19 protein-coding genes and 3 pseudogenes are annotated in these 18,462 nt (G+C 72.2%); 17 read left to right on the forward strand and 5 right to left on the reverse strand.

Annotated features, from left to right (window positions below; genetic code table 11):
* Window positions 1-121 precede the first annotated feature (121 nt).
* The 4 genes from VE614_RS24535 to VE614_RS24550 all read right to left on the reverse strand — a co-directional run bounded on the left by VE614_RS24535 (window position 122) and on the right by VE614_RS24550 (window position 3,744).
* Window positions 122-1,726 (reverse strand): multicopper oxidase family protein, encoded by a 1,605-nt coding sequence (locus VE614_RS24535; protein WP_324941128.1) that lies wholly within the window; start codon window positions 1,724-1,726, stop codon window positions 122-124.
* Complete coding sequence (locus VE614_RS24540; RefSeq protein ID WP_324941131.1) at window positions 1,723-2,166, reverse strand: hypothetical protein; 444 nt, start codon at window positions 2,164-2,166, stop codon at window positions 1,723-1,725. Before VE614_RS24540 ends, VE614_RS24535 begins: the two co-directional genes overlap by 4 nt.
* 211 nt (window positions 2,167-2,377) lie before the next feature.
* On the reverse strand, window positions 2,378-3,220 hold the full coding sequence (locus tag VE614_RS24545; RefSeq protein ID WP_324941134.1) for an AfsR/SARP family transcriptional regulator: 843 nt from the start codon (window positions 3,218-3,220) through the stop codon (window positions 2,378-2,380).
* The gene (locus VE614_RS24550) at window positions 3,217-3,744 is read right to left on the reverse strand and encodes a flavin reductase family protein (protein WP_324941137.1); all 528 of its coding nucleotides are present in this window, start codon (window positions 3,742-3,744) and stop codon (window positions 3,217-3,219) included. The genes VE614_RS24545 and VE614_RS24550 overlap by 4 nt, the downstream gene beginning before the upstream one ends.
* 446 nt (window positions 3,745-4,190) lie before the next feature.
* On the opposite strand from VE614_RS24550, the gene VE614_RS24555 reads away from it, so the two are divergent.
* From VE614_RS24555 to VE614_RS24620, 14 genes and pseudogenes are all read left to right on the forward strand, one after another.
* On the forward strand, window positions 4,191-4,517 hold the full coding sequence (locus tag VE614_RS24555) for a TcmI family type II polyketide cyclase (protein WP_324941140.1): 327 nt from the start codon (window positions 4,191-4,193) through the stop codon (window positions 4,515-4,517).
* Window positions 4,518-4,599: 82 nt separating this feature from the next.
* A complete protein-coding gene (locus VE614_RS24560; protein ID WP_324941143.1) occupies window positions 4,600-5,007 on the forward strand; it encodes a cupin domain-containing protein in 408 nt (135 codons plus the stop codon).
* Entirely contained in the window at window positions 5,004-6,281 is a 1,278-nt protein-coding gene (locus VE614_RS24565) for a beta-ketoacyl-[acyl-carrier-protein] synthase family protein (RefSeq protein WP_324941146.1), read from the forward strand. The genes VE614_RS24560 and VE614_RS24565 overlap by 4 nt, the downstream gene beginning before the upstream one ends.
* Window positions 6,274-7,521, forward strand: coding sequence for a ketosynthase chain-length factor (locus VE614_RS24570; protein ID WP_324941149.1), 1,248 nt, complete (start codon window positions 6,274-6,276; stop codon window positions 7,519-7,521). The genes VE614_RS24565 and VE614_RS24570 overlap by 8 nt, the downstream gene beginning before the upstream one ends.
* A gap of 56 nt (window positions 7,522-7,577) precedes the next feature.
* Window positions 7,578-7,754, forward strand: a pseudogene (locus VE614_RS24575) (acyl carrier protein); the annotation flags it as partial.
* Between the two features lie 57 nt (window positions 7,755-7,811).
* Complete coding sequence (locus VE614_RS24580; RefSeq protein ID WP_324941980.1) at window positions 7,812-8,297, forward strand: SRPBCC family protein; 486 nt, start codon at window positions 7,812-7,814, stop codon at window positions 8,295-8,297.
* Between the two features lie 5 nt (window positions 8,298-8,302).
* The gene (locus VE614_RS24585; protein ID WP_324941152.1) at window positions 8,303-9,040 is read left to right on the forward strand and encodes an SDR family NAD(P)-dependent oxidoreductase; all 738 of its coding nucleotides are present in this window, start codon (window positions 8,303-8,305) and stop codon (window positions 9,038-9,040) included.
* A gap of 17 nt (window positions 9,041-9,057) precedes the next feature.
* Window positions 9,058-9,372 (forward strand): antibiotic biosynthesis monooxygenase family protein, encoded by a 315-nt coding sequence (locus VE614_RS24590; protein ID WP_324941156.1) that lies wholly within the window; start codon window positions 9,058-9,060, stop codon window positions 9,370-9,372.
* A 5-nt stretch (window positions 9,373-9,377) separates the two neighbouring features.
* A complete protein-coding gene (locus VE614_RS24595; protein WP_324941159.1) occupies window positions 9,378-9,698 on the forward strand; it encodes an antibiotic biosynthesis monooxygenase family protein in 321 nt (106 codons plus the stop codon).
* 14 nt (window positions 9,699-9,712) lie between these two features.
* Window positions 9,713-10,948, forward strand: coding sequence for an FAD-dependent monooxygenase (locus tag VE614_RS24600; RefSeq protein WP_324941162.1), 1,236 nt, complete (start codon window positions 9,713-9,715; stop codon window positions 10,946-10,948).
* Window positions 10,949-10,957: 9 nt separating this feature from the next.
* Entirely contained in the window at window positions 10,958-11,422 is a 465-nt protein-coding gene (locus tag VE614_RS24605) for an anthrone oxygenase family protein (protein WP_324941165.1), read from the forward strand.
* A 46-nt stretch (window positions 11,423-11,468) separates the two neighbouring features.
* Window positions 11,469-12,299, forward strand: a complete 831-nt coding sequence (locus VE614_RS24610; RefSeq protein WP_324941167.1) for an SDR family NAD(P)-dependent oxidoreductase — start codon at window positions 11,469-11,471, stop codon at window positions 12,297-12,299.
* A gap of 140 nt (window positions 12,300-12,439) precedes the next feature.
* Window positions 12,440-12,955: a cupin domain-containing protein gene (locus VE614_RS24615; RefSeq protein ID WP_324941170.1), complete on the forward strand. Its 516-nt coding sequence runs from the start codon at window positions 12,440-12,442 to the stop codon at window positions 12,953-12,955.
* A gap of 121 nt (window positions 12,956-13,076) precedes the next feature.
* On the forward strand, window positions 13,077-14,783 hold the full coding sequence (locus tag VE614_RS24620) for an NAD(P)/FAD-dependent oxidoreductase (RefSeq protein ID WP_324941173.1): 1,707 nt from the start codon (window positions 13,077-13,079) through the stop codon (window positions 14,781-14,783).
* Between the two features lie 205 nt (window positions 14,784-14,988).
* Here VE614_RS24620 and VE614_RS24625 read toward each other — a convergent pair whose 3' ends face one another.
* Complete coding sequence (locus tag VE614_RS24625) at window positions 14,989-15,774, reverse strand: SDR family oxidoreductase (protein ID WP_324941175.1); 786 nt, start codon at window positions 15,772-15,774, stop codon at window positions 14,989-14,991.
* Between the two features lie 256 nt (window positions 15,775-16,030).
* Between VE614_RS24625 and VE614_RS24630 the strand changes: the two genes are divergently transcribed.
* From VE614_RS24630 to VE614_RS33800, 3 genes and pseudogenes are all read left to right on the forward strand, one after another.
* On the forward strand, window positions 16,031-17,269 hold the full coding sequence (locus VE614_RS24630) for an acyltransferase (RefSeq protein WP_324941178.1): 1,239 nt from the start codon (window positions 16,031-16,033) through the stop codon (window positions 17,267-17,269).
* Between the two features lie 106 nt (window positions 17,270-17,375).
* Window positions 17,376-17,591, forward strand: a pseudogene (locus VE614_RS33795) (methyltransferase family protein); the annotation flags it as partial.
* Between the two features lie 135 nt (window positions 17,592-17,726).
* A pseudogene (locus VE614_RS33800) lies at window positions 17,727-18,356 on the forward strand (methyltransferase); the annotation flags it as partial.
* Window positions 18,357-18,462 lie beyond the last annotated feature (106 nt).

An 18,462-nucleotide genomic window follows, 5' to 3' on the forward strand; every position in this document is an offset into this window, starting at 1 on the left:
AGTCAGCAAAAGCGCCGGTAAAACGTGGTCCGGGGCGGTTGTTCCCCCTCGTCGAGGGGGAACAACCGCCCCGGTGTCACCGCGTCATGGGGCCATCGCGGTCCGTCGCGGTCCGTCGCGGTCATTCCACGACGAAATCGGCCATCATCGCCATGTCCTCGTGCTCCAGGTTGTGGCAGTGGAGCATGTAGGTCCCCGCGTAGTCGGTGAAGCGGATCGCCACCTCCACCGCCTCGGTGGGAAGGAGATCCACGGTGTCCTTCCAGCCCACGTCGTAGGCGCCCGGATCGCCATGGTTGCGGGAGAGCACCTGGAAGTGGTTCAGGTGGACGTGCACCGGGTGTTGCAGGCTCGTGGTGAACCGCCAGATCTCCAGCTGTCCCCGTTTGGGGCGGGCCAGCGCGCGGCCCGGCCGGTAGCCCTCGTCGTTGATGGTCCAGCCGTCCTCGCCCATCCGGAAGTGGAAGTGGCGGGTGGTGACGGCCTTGGCCGGGTCGAGCCGTTCGATGCGCGAGAGCCGGTCAGGGACGCGGGAGTCGTCGGCGCTGGTGGCGCGGACGACGTCGAACGCCATGACGTCGTGGGCGGTGCCGTCTGCGAGCGTGTTCACCAGCCGGACGCGCGTGCCCGGCTTCCAGCGCGCGAAGTCGACGACCACATCGAAGCGTTCGCCGGGGCCGAGGCGCACGGCGTCGTGCCGCACCGGCCGCTCCAGCAGACCGCCGTCGCTGCCGATCTGGACGAACGCGTCACCGCCGGACGGCTGGGGGTCGAACTCCAGGCGGTACGGGCGGGCGTTGGAAGCGTTGAGCAGACGCAGCCGGTGGCGCGCCCCCTCGGTGCGGTGCACCGGCCACGGCGCGCCGTTGACCAGGACCACGTCCCCCAGCACCCCGTCCATGAACTCGTCGGTCACCCCGGGCCGGCCGAGGTCCGGGTCGATCAGGGGGTAACGGAACGAGCCGTCCTCCTCGAAGGACCGGTCCGTGATCAGCAGGGGCAGCTCACGGTCGCCCCGGGGCAGCGGCAGCCGGTCCTCCTCGTCGTCGCGGACCAGGTGGAAGCCGGCGAGCCCGCTCCAGACGCTGAGGCCGGTCCAGCTCATCCGGTGGTCGTGGTACCAGAGCGTGGCCGCGCGCTGCCGCATGGGATACGTGTAGGTGCGCTCGGCCTCGGCCATGCCGCTGACGCCGCTGTCACCGGTGTGACCGCTGTGACCACCGTGTCCGGGCATGCCCTCCATCATGGCCTTCATGGCCTGCTCGGCGCTGATCCTGCCGTCCGCGGGGAGGATCACGTCGATGGGATAGCCGTCGCTGTCGGCAGGGGTGTGACCGCCGTGCAGATGGACGACGCTCGGCTGGGGGAGCTCGTTGCGGTGCCGGACCTGGGTGCGCCGCCCCGAGCGGGAGACCACGGTGGGTCCGGGGAACGTCCCGCCGTACGTCCAGGCGGGCGTGCGCAGCCCCGGCAGGATCTCCAGGTCCGCGACCCGCTGGGTCATTTCGTACACGTCGGTGCCGCCGCCGGAGCTCACCGGGTCCAGTACGTCGGGGACGGGCAGCGGCACCTGGTACGGCTCGGGCAGTTCGGCCCGCGAGGCCAGGATCCGGCCCGGGCTGGAACCTTCCGCCCGGCGCAGGGCGCTGCCGATGAGGGGCACGGAGACGGCGGCGAGCGCGGCGGCGCCCACCGCCGTGCCGCCGAGGAACTGACGTCGCCTCATGAGACGGGCTCCGGCTCACGTCCGGCCTCGGTGGCGCTGCGGGGCCCGGCGGGCAGGGACATCGTCCAGGCCCGCATGACGAGCACGGTGACGGCGCACGCGATCAGCACGCCGAGTGTCACATGCACGGCGACGATCCGCTCCATGCCGAGGAACATCTGCAGCACCAGCGCGACCAGCATCGCCACCGAGGTGGCCACCGGCCGTATCGGCCCTCCGGCGCGCCGCAGCCAGATGGCGGTGCCGAGCGTGAGCAGCGCGGCGACCATCATCACCCCGGCGTTCATGTCGTGCATCTCCAGCGAGTCGTAGTCGCCGCTGATGTAGCCTCCCGCGAGCCCGACCTGCAGCAGCATCGCCAGGGCGAGCAGGGTGGCCGCGGCACGGTGGGACGCACGGGCTCGGTGCGCGCCCCGCGCCTGAGGGGACAAGTTCGTCATCACTCCGCTTTCTGGGCGGGATCGCACGGCGGCGGACCACGGCGTGGGTCGCGGATCCGTCCCGTCACGGCCGCCGTCGGTCCCGTCCTCGAACTCTCCTGACGGGCGGGCGCGCCCGGACCGCATGCGTGCGGCACCTCGCGAGGCGCGACCACCGCGAGTCTCGCACCGTGGGACGGCGCTGTCTTATCCCGAATTGCTGCACTTGCCGTCAGGCGGTGGCTCTGGCCCGGAGCCGCAGGGCGGCGTCGCCGTTGAGGACGGTCTGGTGGGCCAGACGCAGTTCGAGACCGGGCTCGATGCCCAGCTCCTCGATGAGCCGGCCGCGCGTCAGCCGGTAGGCGGCGAGGGCGTCGCCGCTGCGTCCGCTGTGGTGCAGGGCGACCATGAGGCGGGCGCAGAAGCCCTCGTTCAATGGCTCCTCGGCCACCAGGCGGCTGAGTTCGCCGACGAGTTCGAGGTGCCGGCCGAGCAACAGGTCGAGGTCGACGCGTCGTTTGAGCGCCGTCATCCACGCCTCGTCGTACTGCACGGCGGTCCCGAGCAGCGCCGGGCTCTCCCGCAGGTCCTGAAGGGCCGGTCCGCGGCGCAGCGCGAGCGCCTCCCGGTACTGCCGCGCGGCCAGTTCGTGGTGGCCGGCCTCGGCGGACTCGGCGGCCAGCGCGCACATCCGGTCGAAGCACACCGTGTCCAGGACCCCGTCGTTGACCTGGAGCTGGTAGCCCGGTGCCCGGGTGCGCAGCGTGCACCAGCGGCCGTCGAGGCCGTGCTGGATGAGGAACTTGCGCAGCTGGGAGACGTAGACCCGGACGGCGGCCAGCGCGGTGGCGGGCGGGTGGTCGCCCCAGAGTTCGCTGATCAGCGTCTCGTTGGAGACGGTCGCGTTGGGCCGGATCAGCAGGGTGGCGAGCAGCTGCCGCAGCTTGTGCTGCGGGAGCGGGACCTCCTTGGCGTCCACCATGATCTCCAGGGGGCCCAGCAGCCGCAGGGCGACCGTGCGCGGGGTGATGTCCTGTGCCCCGGCGGCCGGCGAGTGGTCGACGACGACGGTCATGCGGGGACCTCCAGCCGCGGGTGGGCACTGCGGAAGAACGCCAGTGGTGGTTCCTCGCGCAGCAGTCCGAGGTCGACGACCTCGCCGAGCACGATGGCGTGGTCGCCGCCGGGGACGATGTCGTGGACCCGGCAGTCGAGGTAGCCCAGTGAGTCGGCGATCAGCGGGGATCCGGTCGCGCCGCTTCGGTGGGCGAGTCCGGCGAAGCGGGCCGTGTCGCGGGCGGCGAACGCCCGGCACAGCTCCTTCTGGTCGGAGGCGAGGATGTTGACCGCGAACGCCCCGGCCTCCCGTACCGCCGTGAGCGCCCGGGAATTCCGGTGGACGCAGAACAGGACGAGCGCCGGCGTCAGAGACACCGAGGTGAAGGAATTCACGGTGAGTCCCGTGGGTTCCCGTTCCGCCCCCTGGAAGGTGATCACCACCACGCCGGTCACAAACCGTCCGCACACTTCGCGGAGCGTCTCTCCGTCAATGGATGCGGGGACTTCTTCCTTGGCACCGGGAACGGTCAGACTGTCCACTTCTACCCCCTATGAATACCGCATACGTCGCGTCGTACAGAGCACTGCGCGGAACCTGAGCAAGAGCGATGCGGCTACCGGGAGCCTAACTACGGGTTGTTCGGATCGCCTACGTCCCAAGGGATGAGAGAGGGAGGTACTTTCGTCCGAAGGGCCCGTACCTCAGCAGGGGTCGGTGTCGCATCGCCGCTGGTCGCGCCGGTGCGGGGCGGGGCCGGCGCCGGTCTTCCCACGGGGCCGACTGGGCAATCCAGGAGAGCCGGCGCCGGGCCGGGGCGCGGCTCGCGGCGCTCTTCCCGGCCGCCGGACACCCCTTCATGGTGCACGGGTGAACCGAATGCCCCCGTTCCCCTTCGGCTTTTTCCTGCCCTCATCGATGCTTTACCGGCCTGCGCGACGCTGATGCGGCCGCCCCGAGCGGTGTCCCCAGACCGGAGGGAAAGAGAATGCGCAGCACCCTCATCGTGGCCCGCATGAAGCCGGACTCGGCTGCCGATGTGAAGCGTATATTCGCCGATTCCGACGCCGGTGACCTGCCCCACCTGATCGGCGTGCGGGAGCGGCGGTTGTTTCGCTTCCACGACCTCTATATGCATTACATCGCGTCGGACGACGAGGTCCGCTCCTCTCTCGCCGAGGTGCGTGACCATCCGCTGTTCCAGGACGTCAACGAGCGGTTGAGCGCGCACATCACCGCGTACGACCCGCAGACCTGGCGCGGTCCCGAGGACGCGATGGCGCACGAGTTCTACACCTGGCGAGCGGACGGCTGACCGCCGCGTGACTCTCGCCCGCGTCGGCGACGACGAAGAAGCCGGTCCGGGGGGAGCGCGGGCACGAGGAGAGGAGGCCGGCATGGCAGCCGGCGAACGAATGACCAAGATCTCGGCGAAGGACATCGCGCCCAACCGGCGGCGTGGCGGGGATCTGCGCACGCTGCTGAGCCCCGCCACGGCGGGCACCACCTCCGGCTTCATGGGCGTGCTGACCCTGGAGCCGGGCGAGGTGGTCACCGAGCACCACCACCCGTACTCCGAGGAGTTCCTGTACCTCGTGAGTGGTGAGATCACGGCGCTGATCGACGGCGCCCCCGTCCCGCTCACCGCGGGCGACGCGCTGCATCTGCGGAAGAACGTGCGCCACCGGCTGGAGAACCACGGGACGAGCCCGGCCTTCATGGTCTTCCAGCTGGGCCCGCTGGCGCCACGCCCCGAACTCGGGCATGTGGACACCGAGCCCCTGCCGGATCAGGAGTCCGTATGAGCCACCGCAAGGCCGTCGTCACCGGCATCGGCGTGGTCGCGCCCGGTGGCATCGGCACCAAGGCGTTCTGGAAGCTGCTCACCGAGGGGCGGACGGCGACCCGTGCCATCACGCACTTCGACGCCTCCGGCTATCGCTCGAGGATCGCGGCGGAGTGCGACTTCGACGCCGCCGCGGCCGGTCTCACGGCCGACGAGGCCCACCGTATGGACCGCTGCTCGCAGTTCGCGGTGGTGGCGGCCCGGGAGGCGCTGGCCGACAGCGGTACGGCGACGGACGACGTGCCGGCGCACCGCATCGGTGTCGCGGTGGGCAGCGCGGTGGGTTCCACGGTGACCCTGGAGCGGGAGTACGTGCGCGTCAGTGACGGCGGCAGGCGCTGGGTGGTGGACGCCTCCGACCCCTTCGCACACCTGTACCGGGCGCTGGTGCCCAGTGCGCTCGGCGCCGAGGTGGCGTGGGCGGCCGGTGCCGAGGGCCCGGTACGAGTCGTGTCGACGGGCTGCACCTCGGGGCTGGACGCCGTGGCGCAGGGGGCCCGGTTCATCGAGGACGGAGAGGCCGACGTGGTCGTGGCCGGTGCCACCGACGCGCCGGTGTCCCCGATCACCGTGGCCTGCTTCGACGCCATCAAGGCCACCTCGCCCAACAACGACGACCCCGCGCACGCCTCCCGCCCCTTCGACCGGGACCGCGACGGCTTCGTCCTCGGCGAGGGCGCCGCCGTGCTGATCCTGGAGGAGGCCGGGGCGGCGCGCCGTCGCGGCGCCCGGGTCTACTGCGAGGTCGCCGGATACGCGCAGCGCGGCAACGCCTTCCACATGACGGGGCTGCGCCCGGACGGCGTGGAACTCGCCGAGGCGGTGCGCGTGGCCCTGGACCGGGCCCGGCTGCCGGCCGAGGCCGTGGACTACGTCAACGCCCACGGTTCGGGCACCCGGCAGAACGACCGGCACGAGACGGCGGCCTTCAAGGCGTCGCTCGGGGAGCACGCGTACCGGGTGCCGGTCAGCTCGATCAAGTCCATGGTCGGCCATTCGCTGGGTGCCATCGGTGCCCTGGAGCTGGCGGCCTGCGCCCTCGCGATCGAGACGGACACCGTGCCGCCCACCGCCAACCTTCGTACGCCCGACCCCGAACTCGGCCTGGACTACGTGCCGTTGATGGCTCGTGAGCACCGTACCGACACCGTGCTGAGTGTCGGCAGCGGATTCGGGGGCTTCCAGACGGCCGTGGTGCTGACCGCTCCCCGTCCGGCGGTGCGCGATGCCTGACACGGTCACGGCCGGGCGGCGCGCCGTCGTCACCGGGATCTCGGCGATCGCCCCGTCCGGCACGGGAGCGGAGGAGTTCTGGCCCGCGGTGCTGGAGGGCCGTAACGCGCTCGCTCCGCTGAGCCGGTTCGACGCGGCCGGCTTTCCGGTCCGGGTGGCCGGGGAGGTGGCCGTCGACGATCCGGTGCCGGGAGTGGATCCCCGGCTGACCATCCAGACCGACCGCTGGAGCCAGTTCGCGCTGCTGGCCGGCGAGGAGGCGTTGCGCGACGCGCGGGTGCGGCCCGGCGACCTCCCGCCCTTCGGCATGGGCGTCATCACGGCCTCGTCGTCGGGGGGCAACGCCTTCGGGCAGCGGGAGATCGAGGCGCTGTGGTCCAAGGGCCCGCGCCATGTGGGCCCGTACCAGTCGATCGCCTGGTTCTACGCGGCGACGACCGGCCAGCTCTCGATCCGGCACGGCATGAAGGGCCCCTGCGGGGTCGTCGTCGCCGAGCAGGCCGGCGGACTCGACGCCATCGCCCAGGCCCGGAGCGCCCTGGTGCGGGGCGATGCCGCGATGGTCCTCACCGGGGGCACCGAGGCACCGCTCAGCCCGTACGCGCTGACGTGCCAGTCCACGTCGGGATGGCTGAGCGGCGGCGCCGACCCGCGGCGCGCCTATCTGCCGTTCGACGCGGCCGCCCGTGGCCATGTGCCCGGCGAGGGCGGAGCGCTCCTGGTCCTGGAGGCCGCCGACGCCGCCCGCGAGCGGGGCGCGGACCGGCCCTACGGCGAGGTCGCGGGGCACGGGGCGACATTCGACCCCCGGCCGGGAACTGCGTCGTCCGGTCCCACCGCGCTGCGCCGGGCGGTGGAACTGGCCCTCGCGGACGCCGGGGTCGTACCCGGGGACGTCGACGTGGTGTTCGCCGACGCGGCGGGCGTCCCCGAGGCGGACCGCGCCGAGGCACGGTGTCTGGCGGAGGTCTTCGGGCCGCGCGGTGTGCCCGTGACCGCGCCCAAGGCCGGCTACGGCCGGCTGTACGCGGGGGGCGCGCCGCTCGACGTGGTGACCGCGCTGCTCGCCCTGCGGGAGCAGGTGATCCCGCCCACGCCCCGCGAGGTCGTGCCGGACTCCGGCCACCGGATCGACCTGGTGACGCAGCCACGGGAGACGCCGCTGCGCACCGCCCTCGTGATCGCCCGCGGCTACGGGGGCTTCAACTCCGCGCTCGTCGTCCGGGCGGTGGCCCGGTGACGGGCCGCCCCGCACCACCCCACCCAGTCACGCTTCCACGCGCGAAAGGACCGACCATGACCGTGCCGCCCCTCACCTACGAGGAGTTCCTGACGATCGTCCAGCGCTGCACCGGCGTTCCCACCGAGGTGCTGCGGGTGGACAACCCCACCATGACCATCGAGGACATGGGGGTGGACTCGCTGGGTCTGCTCAACGTCCTCACCGAGGTCGAGAACCGCTACGACATCCGGCTCGACGCCGAGGGCGTCACCTGCTTCCCCGAGATCCACACCCTGATCAACGAGCAGCTGCGGCCGGCCGCCGCCCGCACCGAGAACAGCATCGTCATCGACGCGCCGTTCGACCTGGTGTGGGACATGACCAACGACGTGGCGAACTGGCCGAACCTGTTCAGCGAGTACGCCTCGGCGGAGATCCTGCACCACGAGGGCGACACCGTGCGGTTCCGGCTCGCCCTGCACCCGGAGGAGGACGGCAAGGTCTGGAGCTGGGTGTCCGAGCGGGTCATGGACCGTGCGAACAAGTACGTCAAGGCCCACCGCGTCGAGCCGGGACCGTTCGCCTTCATGAACATCCACTGGCACTACCGGGAGACCGGCGCCGGGGTGGAGATGCGCTGGGTGCAGGAGTTCCACATGAAGCGGGAGGCCCCCCTCGACGACGAGGGCATGGCCGCGCGCATCAACACCAACTCCAAGGCGCAGCTGGCGCTGATCAAGGAGCGGGTGGAGTCGGCGGCCCGCAGCCGCGCCGGAGCGGCGGCGGGACGGTGAGCGCGGTGGACTACGCGCTGAAGGGCCGTCATGTGCTGGTCACCGGGGGCACCCGGGGCATCGGGCGCGCCACGGTGCTGGCGCTGGCCGCGCAGGGCGCCTCGGTGACCGCCTGCCACGTACGGGAGGGCCGTCAGGCCGAGTCGCTGCGGCGCGAGCTGGACGAGCAGGGTTTCCAGGGGTCCCTGGTGCGCTGTGACATCACCGAACCCGAGCAGGTGGAGCGGCTGGTGACCACCGCCCGAGAGACGCACGGGTCCATCGACGCCGTGGTGAACAACGCCGGGGTGATCAGCCATCTGCCGCTGGAGGAGCTGTCGCCCGGGGAGTGGCACCGCATCCTCGACACCAACCTGACGGGCATGTACCAGGTGATCCGCGCGGCGCTGCCGTATCTCGCCGAGGTCGCCTCGATCGTCAACGTCAGCTCCGCCGTGGCGCACCACGGGATGCCCGGCGCCGCGCACTACGTGGCGTCCAAGGCCGGGGTGATGGGCCTGACCCGGGCGCTGGCCAAGGAACTCGGGCCGCGGGGGGTGCGGGTCAACTGTGTCGCCTCGGGCCTGGTGGAGACGGACCAGATGCAGGCGGTCACCCCGGAGGGGCGGGCCCGCTACGAGCAGATGATCTCGCTGCGCCGGCTGGGCCGGCCGGAGGAGATCGCGGACGTGGTGCTGTTCCTGGTCTCGCACGCCTCCCGGTACGTCACCGGGGCCACGCTCGACGCCGACGGCGGCATCTGACCGAAGGAGCCGCGCCCGTGCTGCGCACCGTACTGGAGATGAGGGTCCGCGAGGGACACGAGGGCGAGTTCCGGGCCGCCTGGCTGGAAACGGCCCGGGCGGCGGCGCGGCTGCCCGGCAGCGTCGGACAGACCCTGTTGCGCGACCCGGACGACCCGCTCACCCATCTGATCATGGCCGACTGGGCCGACCCGGCCTCCCTGGAGGCCTTCCAGAGGAGTCCTGAACGCGCGGAGCTCAGCGCCCGCCTGGAGGCGTTCCGCGCTTTCGCCCACAAGCGGGTGCTGGAAACCGTCGCCCACGTCCCCGCCCCGCCCACCGAGGAGAGGTAACCGTCATGCCCGTACGTGTCATGGTGTCCGCCCGCATCGAGGAGAAGGACCGGGAGGCCTTCGAGGAGGCGTACCGCTCCGTGGCCGCGGCGGTCCGCGGCACCCCCGGCCACCTCCGCGACGAACTGCTGCGCGACGCCGAGGAGCCCGGCCGCTACGTCCTGCTCGCCGAGTGGGAGAGCGAGCAGGCGTTCCGCGCCTGGGAGGACGCCCCCGGCCACCGGGAGACGGCGGCGCCCATGTTCCCTTACTGGAGCGGCGGCGGCATCGAGCGGCGGATCTACGATCTGCGCGTCCGGCTCGACAGCGTTCCGTCGCACGGCTGAGACGGACGGCTGTCATGGCGACCATCCGCAAGGCACTGGTGATCGGGGCCGGCATCGGCGGGCTCACCACGGCGGCGGGCCTGCTGAGGCAGGGCATCGAGGCGGAGGTGTTCGAGGCGCGCCGGACTCCGGGACTGCTGCTGACCGGCGGCGGTTTCATGCTCTGGCACAACGCGTTCCTGGCCCTGCGCCGGATCGGGCTCGACGAGGCCGTCGCCGCGGACTCCGTCCGGATGCGCTTCCACGAGTTCCGCTCGGACACCGGCAGGCGGCTGGCGCGCTGGCACCTGGACGGGCCGTCGGAGCGCTGCGGGGCGCCGGCCTGCGCCCTGCGGCGCTCCACCCTGCACAAGGTGCTCACCCACGCCGTGGGCGACCACCGGATCCGGTTCGGTTCCCGCCTCACCGGCTGGGCCGAGGACGACGAGGGGGTGACCGCGCGCTTCGCGGACGGGTCCTCGGCCCGCGGTGACGTGCTGATCGGCGCGGACGGGCTGCGCTCGACCGTGCGCGCGCGGATGCGGCGCGGCTTCGAACCGCCGCCGCGGTACGCGGGCTATACGGCCTGGCAGGCCATCACCCGGCTGCCGGGCGAGTCCCTGGTGCCCACGGGCACGTTCTTCAACCTGTGGGGCAAGGGCGGCCTGCGCTTCCTGTACTGCAGGCTCAACGAGAACGAGGTCTACTGGGACGCCATCACGAGCGACCGGGCCGCGACCGGCCTCGACACCCTGCGCAACAACCGTCGCGACGAGCTGGCCGCCGCCTACCGGCACTGGCCGGAGCCGGTCGGCCGGATCATCGCCTCCACCGACGAGGAGGCGATCCTGCCGGTCGCCATCCACGACCGTCCGCCGGGGGGCGGCTGGGCGCACGGCCGCGTCGTCCTGGTGGGGGACGCCGCCCATCCGATGACGCTCAACCTCAGTCAGGGCGCGGGACAGGCCATCGAGAGCGGTGTGGTCCTGGCCGGCATGCTCGGCCGGACCCCACCGGACGAGGTCCCGCGGACCCTGCGCGCGTTCGAGGCCGCCCGCCGGGAGCGGGCCGCGGACATGGTCAGCACGTCGTGGCGGATCGGCACACTGGGGCTCGTGCACAGCACGCCCCTGTGCCGGCTGCGCGACCTGATGATGTACGTCTTCTTCGACACCGTCGCCCGCGGCCAGAGCTACGGGCTGATGCTGGACGACCGGCTGGAGCGCGGCCCTGAGCTGCCGGTGGCCGGCGCCACCGGCGGGGCCGGGTGAGCGCGCCTCATGCTCACCCCTGCGCTGGCCACCGTGTTCGTGCTGTGCACCGGGGTGCTGGCCGGCGCCCTGGTCGCGGTCGAGCGGGCCGTCGTACCGATGCTGCTGCGCCTGCCGCGCCGGACGTGGTCCGAGGTGCACCGGCTGCTCGACCCGGGATTCGACCCGCTGATGCCGACGGTCAACAAGGTCGCCCTGGCCGCCGGGCTCGGGCTGTCCTTCCTCGCCCCCTCGGCGGCGGCCAAGGCCGCGTTCGCCGCCGCGCTGGCCTCGGTGGGGGGCGTAGCCCTGGTGTCGGAACTGCGCAACGTACGGATGAACCGGCGCATCGACGCGTGGGCCGAGGCCGGAGAGATCCCGGACGGCTGGGACACCCTGCGCGCCGACTGGGCCCGGGCCAACCGGCGGCGCACCGCCTGCGCGGTGCTCGCCTTCTGCGCGGCCCTCGGGGGCTGCTGGCTGGCATGGGGATGAGTGACCGATCGACGAGCGAGGGCCAAGGAGCGGAGGAGATGATCCGGTGAACACGGCACACGCCGAGAGTGAGGGCGAGGAGTCGGTGCCGCGCGGCGAGGTGACCGACACGGGAGCGGAGTTCAGCGGCCGGGTCGCGCTCGTCACCGGCGCGAGCCGTGGCATCGGCGCGGCCACCGCCCGGCTGCTCGCTGCCCGCGGCGCGCGGGTGGCCGTCAATTACCACAGGAGCGCGGACCGGGCTCGCGAGGTGGTGGACTCGATCCGGCGCAGGGGAGGTCACGCGGTGGCGGTGCGGGCCGATGTCACCGACCCCCGGCAGGTCCGGGACCTGGTCGCCGGCGTCACCGCCGAACTGGGGCCCTTGGACGTGCTGGTGCTGAACGCGGCCGGTCTCGGCGCTCACGAGGCACGGATCGCTCCCGCGACGGAGCTGGAGTGGGCGGACCTGGAGCGGGTGGTCACCCAGCAGCTCAAGGCCCTCTTCCTCACCACGCGCGCCGTGCTGCCCGGCATGACGGAGCGGGGCGACGGATCGATCGTGGCGGTCGGGGCGGCGCTCGCCCGGCGGCCCGCGCCGCGGTTCCTGCCGCTCGCCGTCGCCAAGGCGGGTGTGGAGGCGGCGGTGCGGACACTGGCTCTGGAGGCGGGGCCGGCCGGTGTGCGGGTGAACGCCGTCGAGCCGGGCCTCATCCTGACCGAGCTGGCGGCGCACATCCCCGAGCGGCAGCGTCGGGCGGCCGCCGAGCGGGCCGCGGTGCGCCGCAACGGGACGCCCGAGGACGTCGCCGAACTCATCGCGTTCGCGGCCTCCCCCCGCGCGTCCTACCTCACCGGCGGCTGTCTGCTGGCCGACGGCGGCACGGCGCTCGTCTGACCGGGCTTTTCCCCTGTTTATCCGGCTCTTTATCGGCCGCTGGTGTGCTGGCGGGGACTGCTGAGGGCGATGCCCACAAACGCATCCGCGAGAGGGACGCACGCGCGCGAGAAGCGCATCCGCGAAAGGAAGGGAAGAACGTGTCGAAGACCGAACGCAAAGTGGTCGACCGGGACAAGACCGAACCCGTCTGCTGGTTCGGTGAGGAGGGCCGGTTCCTGCTGAACGCGGAGGACACCGGCGGGCTGTACAGCTTCTACCAGATCACCACCCAGCCGGGCAGCGGCCCGCCGCTGCACGTGCACGAGACGGCCGACGAGGCGTTCTTCGTCAACAAGGGGCGCTACGAATTCGAGGTCGGCGGCGTCACGGAGGTGATCTCGGCCGGCACCGTTGTCTACGGTCCGCGCGGGGTGCCGCACCGGTTCCTGAACGTCGGTGACGAGGCGGGGCAGTTGCTGGTCATCCACACCCCCGGCGGTGTCGAGCACTTCTTCCGCGGGCTGTCCGCGCTGGTCGCGAACGGGCGGCCGGACTGGGCCAAGATGCAGGAGCTGGCGAACAGTCACCAGATCCGCGGGTTCCAGCCGCCGCCGGGGGCCCACGGCGACCTGGGCGGCCCGCCGCCCGGCGCGGCCCGCGGCGACCGGGGCTGACCCCTCTCGCGGCGCGGGTGCCCCGGCGCGCGCACCCGCCCTGTCCGGGGCACCGCGGTGCGGCGCGGTGCCCCTTTCCGTGTACACCCTCACCCCCACTCCACCGACCTGGGAGGACCACATGCCAGGACCGCTGTCCGGTCACCGCCCCCGACCGCGCGTCGTCGCGCCCCGCCGGCACGACGTGATCATCCTGGGATCGGGCATCGCCGGCTCGACCCTGGGTGCCATCCTGGCCCGGCAGGGCGCTTCCGTCCTGCTGCTCGACGGCGGCACCCATCCCCGCTTCGCCGTCGGCGAGTCGACGACGCTCTACACGCTGAAGGTGTTCCGGCTCCTCGCCCGCCGCTACCAGGTGCCCGAGCTGGAAGCGCTGACGTCGTACGAGGGCTGCCGGGACGAGATCGCCCCGACGTGCGGCACCAAGCGGCACTTCGGCTTCATCCGGCACGAGGAGGGCAAAGAGCCGGACCCGGCCGAGTTCCTGCAGTTCAGTCCGCCCTCGAAGGTGCTCCAGACCAGTCATCTGTTCCGCCAGGACACCGACGCCTACCTCTTCCACACCGCGATCGGCTACGGCTGCGACGTGCGCCAGGCGTTCCAGGTCGAGGACGTCGAACTCGCCGGCGACCACGTGGCCGTGGTCGGCAGGGGCGGGGAGCGCCACGAGGGCCGCTACCTGGTCGACGCCAGCGGCTTCCGCTCCCCCGTCGCACACCGGCTCGGGCTGCGCAAGCCGCCGGGGGCGCTCAAGCACCACTCGCGCTCGATGTTCACGCACATGATCGGGGTCCGGCCGACCGATGCCTGTCTGCGCGTGGGCCCCGAGGACGCCCCGCCCATCCCTTGGGTGGAGGGCACCATGCACCACATCTTCGAGCGCGGCTGGTTCTGGTCGATCCCGTTCAACAACGCGCCCGGGTCGAAGAACCCCCTGGTGAGCGTCGGGCTCACCCTGGACGAGCGCCTGTACCCCAAGTCGGAGGACCTGAGCCCGGAGGAGGAGTTCCGTCGCTTCGCGGCGCGGTTCCCCGCCGTGGAGCGGCTGTTCACCGAGGCCCGTACGGTACGGCCGTGGGTGTCGGCGGGCCGGATCCAGTACGCGTCCGAGCAGACGGTGGGGCACCGCTGGTGCCTGATGTCGCACGCGGCCGGCTTCATCGACCCGTTGTACTCGCGCGGTCTCACCAACACCGGCGAGGTCATCAACTCGCTGGCGTGGCGGCTGCTGGAGGCGCTGGCCGACGACGACTTCGACGAGGAGCGGTTCCGCTACGTCGACGAGTTGCAGCAGGGGCTGATCCGATACAACGACGAGCTGGTCAACTGCTCGTTCGTCTCGTTCGCGGACCACGCCCTGTGGAACGCGGTCTACCGCGTCTGGTGCGCGGCCGAGGTGCCCGTCAACCTGCGCTTCGACCGGTTCACCGAGCGGTTCATGGACTCCGGTGACGACGGGGTGCTCCGGGCGATGGAGCAGGCGGCGTACCCCGGTCTGCCGGTGCCGGGGTCGCACGGCTACAAGGCGCTCTTCGACGAGATGGTGCGGGTCTGCGACGCCGTCGACCGGGGCGAGCGCGCCGCCGCCGACGCCGGCCGTGAACTGATGCGGACCGTGGCGGACGCGCCCGTGGTGCTGGACCACCTCGGGCTGCGCGACCCGGCCTGCCGCTTCGTCTACCCCAAGCCGGAGGATCTGCGGCGGATGGCGCACTGGCTGCGGCACGAGGGCCCGGACGAACTGCGCTATCTGACCACGGGAGTCGATGTGCGCGGGGTCGCCCTGCCGTCGGCGCCGCGGGGGGAGATGGCGCCGGTTCCGCAGTGAGGACGGCGTCCCGTCCGTGACGGGACGAACGAGCGGGTGGCTCCCCGGCGACCGGTCGGGAAGCCACCCGCTCGTGCTGTTCAGGAACCCGACCGGTCGAGGAGCCACCGCTCGTGCGGGCGGGGCCGCGGGCCACCCGGGGTGGCGAGGGAGACCGGGCAGCCTGGCCGCGGCCTCGCGCCCGGAGCGCCGAGGACCGGAGCGGTCACGCCTTGTGGACGCGGCGGATGACGGCGCGCACGACGGAGCGCGGCATCGCCCGCATCAGCGGCAGCCGGACGCGGTAGGCGAAACCGGGGACCACGGACTGCCGCCCGGCCGCCACCGCCTCCAGGCCGGCCCGCGCGACCTCGTCCGGCGTCAGCCAGTTGATGTCCGGGAGGGTGTCGGCGGACACCCCGGCCGCCTGGTGGAACTCGGAGCGGGTGAGGCCGGTGTGCACGGTGGTGACGTGGACGCCGTGACGCTCGACCTCCATGGCCAGGCTCTCCCCGAACGAGGAGAGGAACGCCTTGGATGCGGCGTAGGTCGCGGAGCGCGGTTTGGGCAGCACGGCGACGAGCGACGACACGTTCACCACACCACCGGCGCCCCGGGCGATCATTCCGGGCAGGCAGGCGCGGGTCAGCCGCAGCGGGACCACGGCGTTGAGCACCGCGGTGTGCAGCTCCCGCTCGGCCGGCAGCTCCGCGAACGCCCCGGAGCCGCTCGATCCGGCGTTGTTCACCAGCAGTTCGACGGGGTGCGCCGGGTCGGTGAGCCGCTCTTCCACGGTGGCGAGCCGGCCCTCGTCGGTGAGGTCGGCCGCCAGCACCTCGACCCGGACGCCGTGCCCGGACTCCAGCTCCGCGGCGAGTTCTTCGAGCCGGTCACCGCGACGCGCGACGAGCACGAGATCCACGCCTGCCGCCGCGAGCCGGCGCGCGAATCCCTCGCCTATTCCGCTCGACGCCCCGGTCACCATCGCCGTCCTGTAAGGGAATTCCCGCATGCCGCCCCTCGATTCGTCCGGAAATTGAGGTACGTGCACGAGACTAGCCGCAGCGCCCTCACATCAAAAGGGAATTCAGTCGGTCAATTACCGGCCGAGGCCGGTTTTATGGCTGCTTAACGGCGGGTTCATCGGCCGGTGCTGCAATGCTGCTGCACGCTTGGGCCGGTGTACGGCCACTTTATCCGTCGCCACCCGGAATTCCGGGGGCCGACGGCCAGTCCGCTCCCTTCACCGTCACCGAATGGCTGGTGCCATGACTTCATCCGCCTCGCGGCCCGGATCCCCGCCGGTTCCGCCCGCCACCGCGCCCGCGACCCCGCCGGGCACCCGGCTGAACTCGCTGACCGGCCTGCGCTGGGTCGCGGCGCTCGCCGTCTTCCTCAACCACCTCACCACCCTGCTGCCGCTGCCGCACACCGATGCCGTGTTCGCGCTGGGTGCCTCCGGGGTCACGTTCTTCTTCGTGCTCTCCGGCTTCGTGCTGACCTGGACGTACCTCGAGGGCGACCGGGCCGGCGCCTTCTACGGGCGCCGCTTCGCCCGGATCTGGCCGGTGCTCGCGGTCGGCGCGCTGCTGCCGCTCCTGCTGCAACTGCCCGGCGTGCCGGACGGCGAGACCGACAGGGCCGTCCTGATGGCGGTCTCCGCGGTGCTGCTCTTCCAGGCGTGGGTGCCCAGCTGGATCCTCGGCGGCACCAGCCCGGTGACCTGGTCGCTGGCCTGCGAGGCGTTCTTCTACGCGCTCTTCCCGTTCATCGCCAAGGCCACCCTGCGCCGGTCCCTGCGCTGGCTGGCCGGGGCGGCCGTGGTCCTGGTGCTGATCGGCTGGGGCATCAAGGTCTGGCTCTGGGAGGCGTATCCGCCGCAGGCGCGCCCCTCGTTCACCGGCATGGACGGGCTCATCTTCGGTGTGTACTCACCGATCGCCCGCGTCTGGGAGTTCCTGCTCGGTGTGGTGGCCGCGGCGGCCGTCCGCAAGGGCTGGCGCTCGCCGCTGGGAACCGGTGCCGCCACCGGGGTGCTGGCGGCGGGACTGCTGGTGCTGTGGCTGCTGCGCGACGAGACCTGGCGCGCCTTCGTGGTGTACGACGCGCTCGGCCAGGTGACCGCGCCGCTGTACGCCCTGGTCGTGGTCGCGGTGGCGCAGCGGGACCTGTCCGGCCGGTCCTCGTGGCTGAGCACGCGACCCATGGTCTTTCTCGGTGAATGGTCGTACGCGTTCTATCTGCTGCATTTCACCGTGCTCTTCGAAATCGCGTCGGCGGTCTTCGACCGGAAGAGCCTCATCGAGTTCTACATGGTGCCGGTGGAGGCGAGTTGGTCGAACGCCGGATGGGCGCTGCTCGCCCTCGTCATCACCACTGCGCTGTGTGCCCTTCTGTACCGGTTCTACGAACGTCCGCTGGAACTCTGGCTGCGTGTCCGCATAGGCCGCAGAAACGCACCGCGTGTCGAATCCACCGGTCTGGAGCCCCAGCGGAATCCGGTGTGAGCGGCCGCCCCGAACGACACAGGGAAAGCGAGGATGAGCGGGGATGACCATGCCGGAACCAGGTGCCGCCCGCCGGCCGGGAGCACTTGAGGACCCCTACGACGTGATGCTCGTCGGGTGGTCGTTCCTCCGGAGCAGACTGCTGACCGCCGCTTCGGAGCTGGGCGTCTTCACCGCTCTGGCCGAGCGGCCGCTCGACGGCGCGGAGCTGTCCGCCCGGCTCGGTCTGCATCCGCGTGCCGCCCGGGACTTCCTGGACGCGCTGGCCGCGATCGGGCTGCTCACCCGGACGGACGGGCGGTACGGCAACAGCCCGGCCGCGGCCCGGCATCTGCTGCCGGACCGGGACGGCTTCGTGGGCGGCTTCCTGCGGATGACGAGCGAGCTGATGGGGAACGATCCGCAGGCGCTGACCGGGCTGCTGCGCACCGGCAACGCACGCGGCCAGAACACGGCCGGGGAGGTGCCGTTCACCCGGATCTTCCGCGACCCGGAACGGCTGCGGCTGTTCCTTTCCGCCATGGACTCCTTCAGCACGGCGATCGCGGACGGGCTCGCCGCGTGCCTGGACTGGGCCCGGTACCGCACCTTCAGCGACATCGGCGGGGCGCGTGGCAACCTGGCCGCGCGCCTGGCCGCCGCCCACCCCTCGCTCACCGGCACGGTGCTCGACCGGCCGGCGATGAAGGCGCACTTCGAGGACCTGGTGGCCGAACGGGGCGTCGGGGACCGGCTGGACTTCGTGGGCGGGAACTTCTTCGTGGACGACCTGCCGCCGGCGGACGTGGTGATCCTCGGCAGCGTGCTGCACGACTGGCCGGACGAGCGACGGCTGGAACTGCTGCGCCGGGCGCACGCCGCCGTGCTCGACGGCGGCTGCCTCGTCGTCTACGACACGATGCTCGACGACGACCGGTCCCGGCCCGAGTCCCTGCTGCTCAGCCTCGTCATGATGACGCAGTCCGCTCAGGCGGGCGGCTTCTCGCCGGCCCAGTGCCGGGAGTGGGTGACGCGGGCCGGGTTCACGGTGCAGCGGACCGTCTCGCTGCCCGCGCTCACCACCGCGGTGGTGGCCCGCAAGAACTGAACCCGCCCGCACGCAGACCGCTCCCGCCCCGGGACAGAAGAGGTCCCGGGGCGGGAGCGGGCGCATCCGCCCGTGCTTGGGTTCGTGGTTTTCCGGCCCGGGGACC

The sequence above is a fragment of the Streptomyces sp. genome, from assembly GCF_035645055.1.
Taxonomy (GTDB): domain Bacteria; phylum Actinomycetota; class Actinomycetes; order Streptomycetales; family Streptomycetaceae; genus Streptomyces.

Excerpts from the sequence above, each read along its gene's own strand:
- VE614_RS24595 (WP_324941159.1), top strand. The coding sequence starts at position 9,378 with ATGCCCGTACGTGTCATGGTGTCCGCCCGCATCGAGGAGAAGGACCGG.
- VE614_RS24620 (WP_324941173.1), top strand. The coding sequence starts at position 13,077 with ATGCCAGGACCGCTGTCCGGTCACCGCCCCCGACCGCGCGTCGTCGCG.
- VE614_RS24630 (WP_324941178.1), top strand. The coding sequence starts at position 16,031 with ATGACTTCATCCGCCTCGCGGCCCGGATCCCCGCCGGTTCCGCCCGCC.
- VE614_RS24540 (WP_324941131.1), bottom strand. The coding sequence starts at position 2,166 with ATGACGAACTTGTCCCCTCAGGCGCGGGGCGCGCACCGAGCCCGTGCG.
- VE614_RS24535 (WP_324941128.1), bottom strand. The coding sequence starts at position 1,726 with ATGAGGCGACGTCAGTTCCTCGGCGGCACGGCGGTGGGCGCCGCCGCG.
- VE614_RS24570 (WP_324941149.1), top strand. The coding sequence starts at position 6,274 with ATGCCTGACACGGTCACGGCCGGGCGGCGCGCCGTCGTCACCGGGATC.
- VE614_RS24625 (WP_324941175.1), bottom strand. The coding sequence starts at position 15,774 with ATGCGGGAATTCCCTTACAGGACGGCGATGGTGACCGGGGCGTCGAGC.
- VE614_RS24600 (WP_324941162.1), top strand. The coding sequence starts at position 9,713 with ATGGCGACCATCCGCAAGGCACTGGTGATCGGGGCCGGCATCGGCGGG.
- VE614_RS24605 (WP_324941165.1), top strand. The coding sequence starts at position 10,958 with ATGCTCACCCCTGCGCTGGCCACCGTGTTCGTGCTGTGCACCGGGGTG.
- VE614_RS24545 (WP_324941134.1), bottom strand. The coding sequence starts at position 3,220 with ATGACCGTCGTCGTCGACCACTCGCCGGCCGCCGGGGCACAGGACATC.
- VE614_RS24560 (WP_324941143.1), top strand. The coding sequence starts at position 4,600 with ATGGCAGCCGGCGAACGAATGACCAAGATCTCGGCGAAGGACATCGCG.
- VE614_RS24565 (WP_324941146.1), top strand. The coding sequence starts at position 5,004 with ATGAGCCACCGCAAGGCCGTCGTCACCGGCATCGGCGTGGTCGCGCCC.
- VE614_RS24555 (WP_324941140.1), top strand. The coding sequence starts at position 4,191 with ATGCGCAGCACCCTCATCGTGGCCCGCATGAAGCCGGACTCGGCTGCC.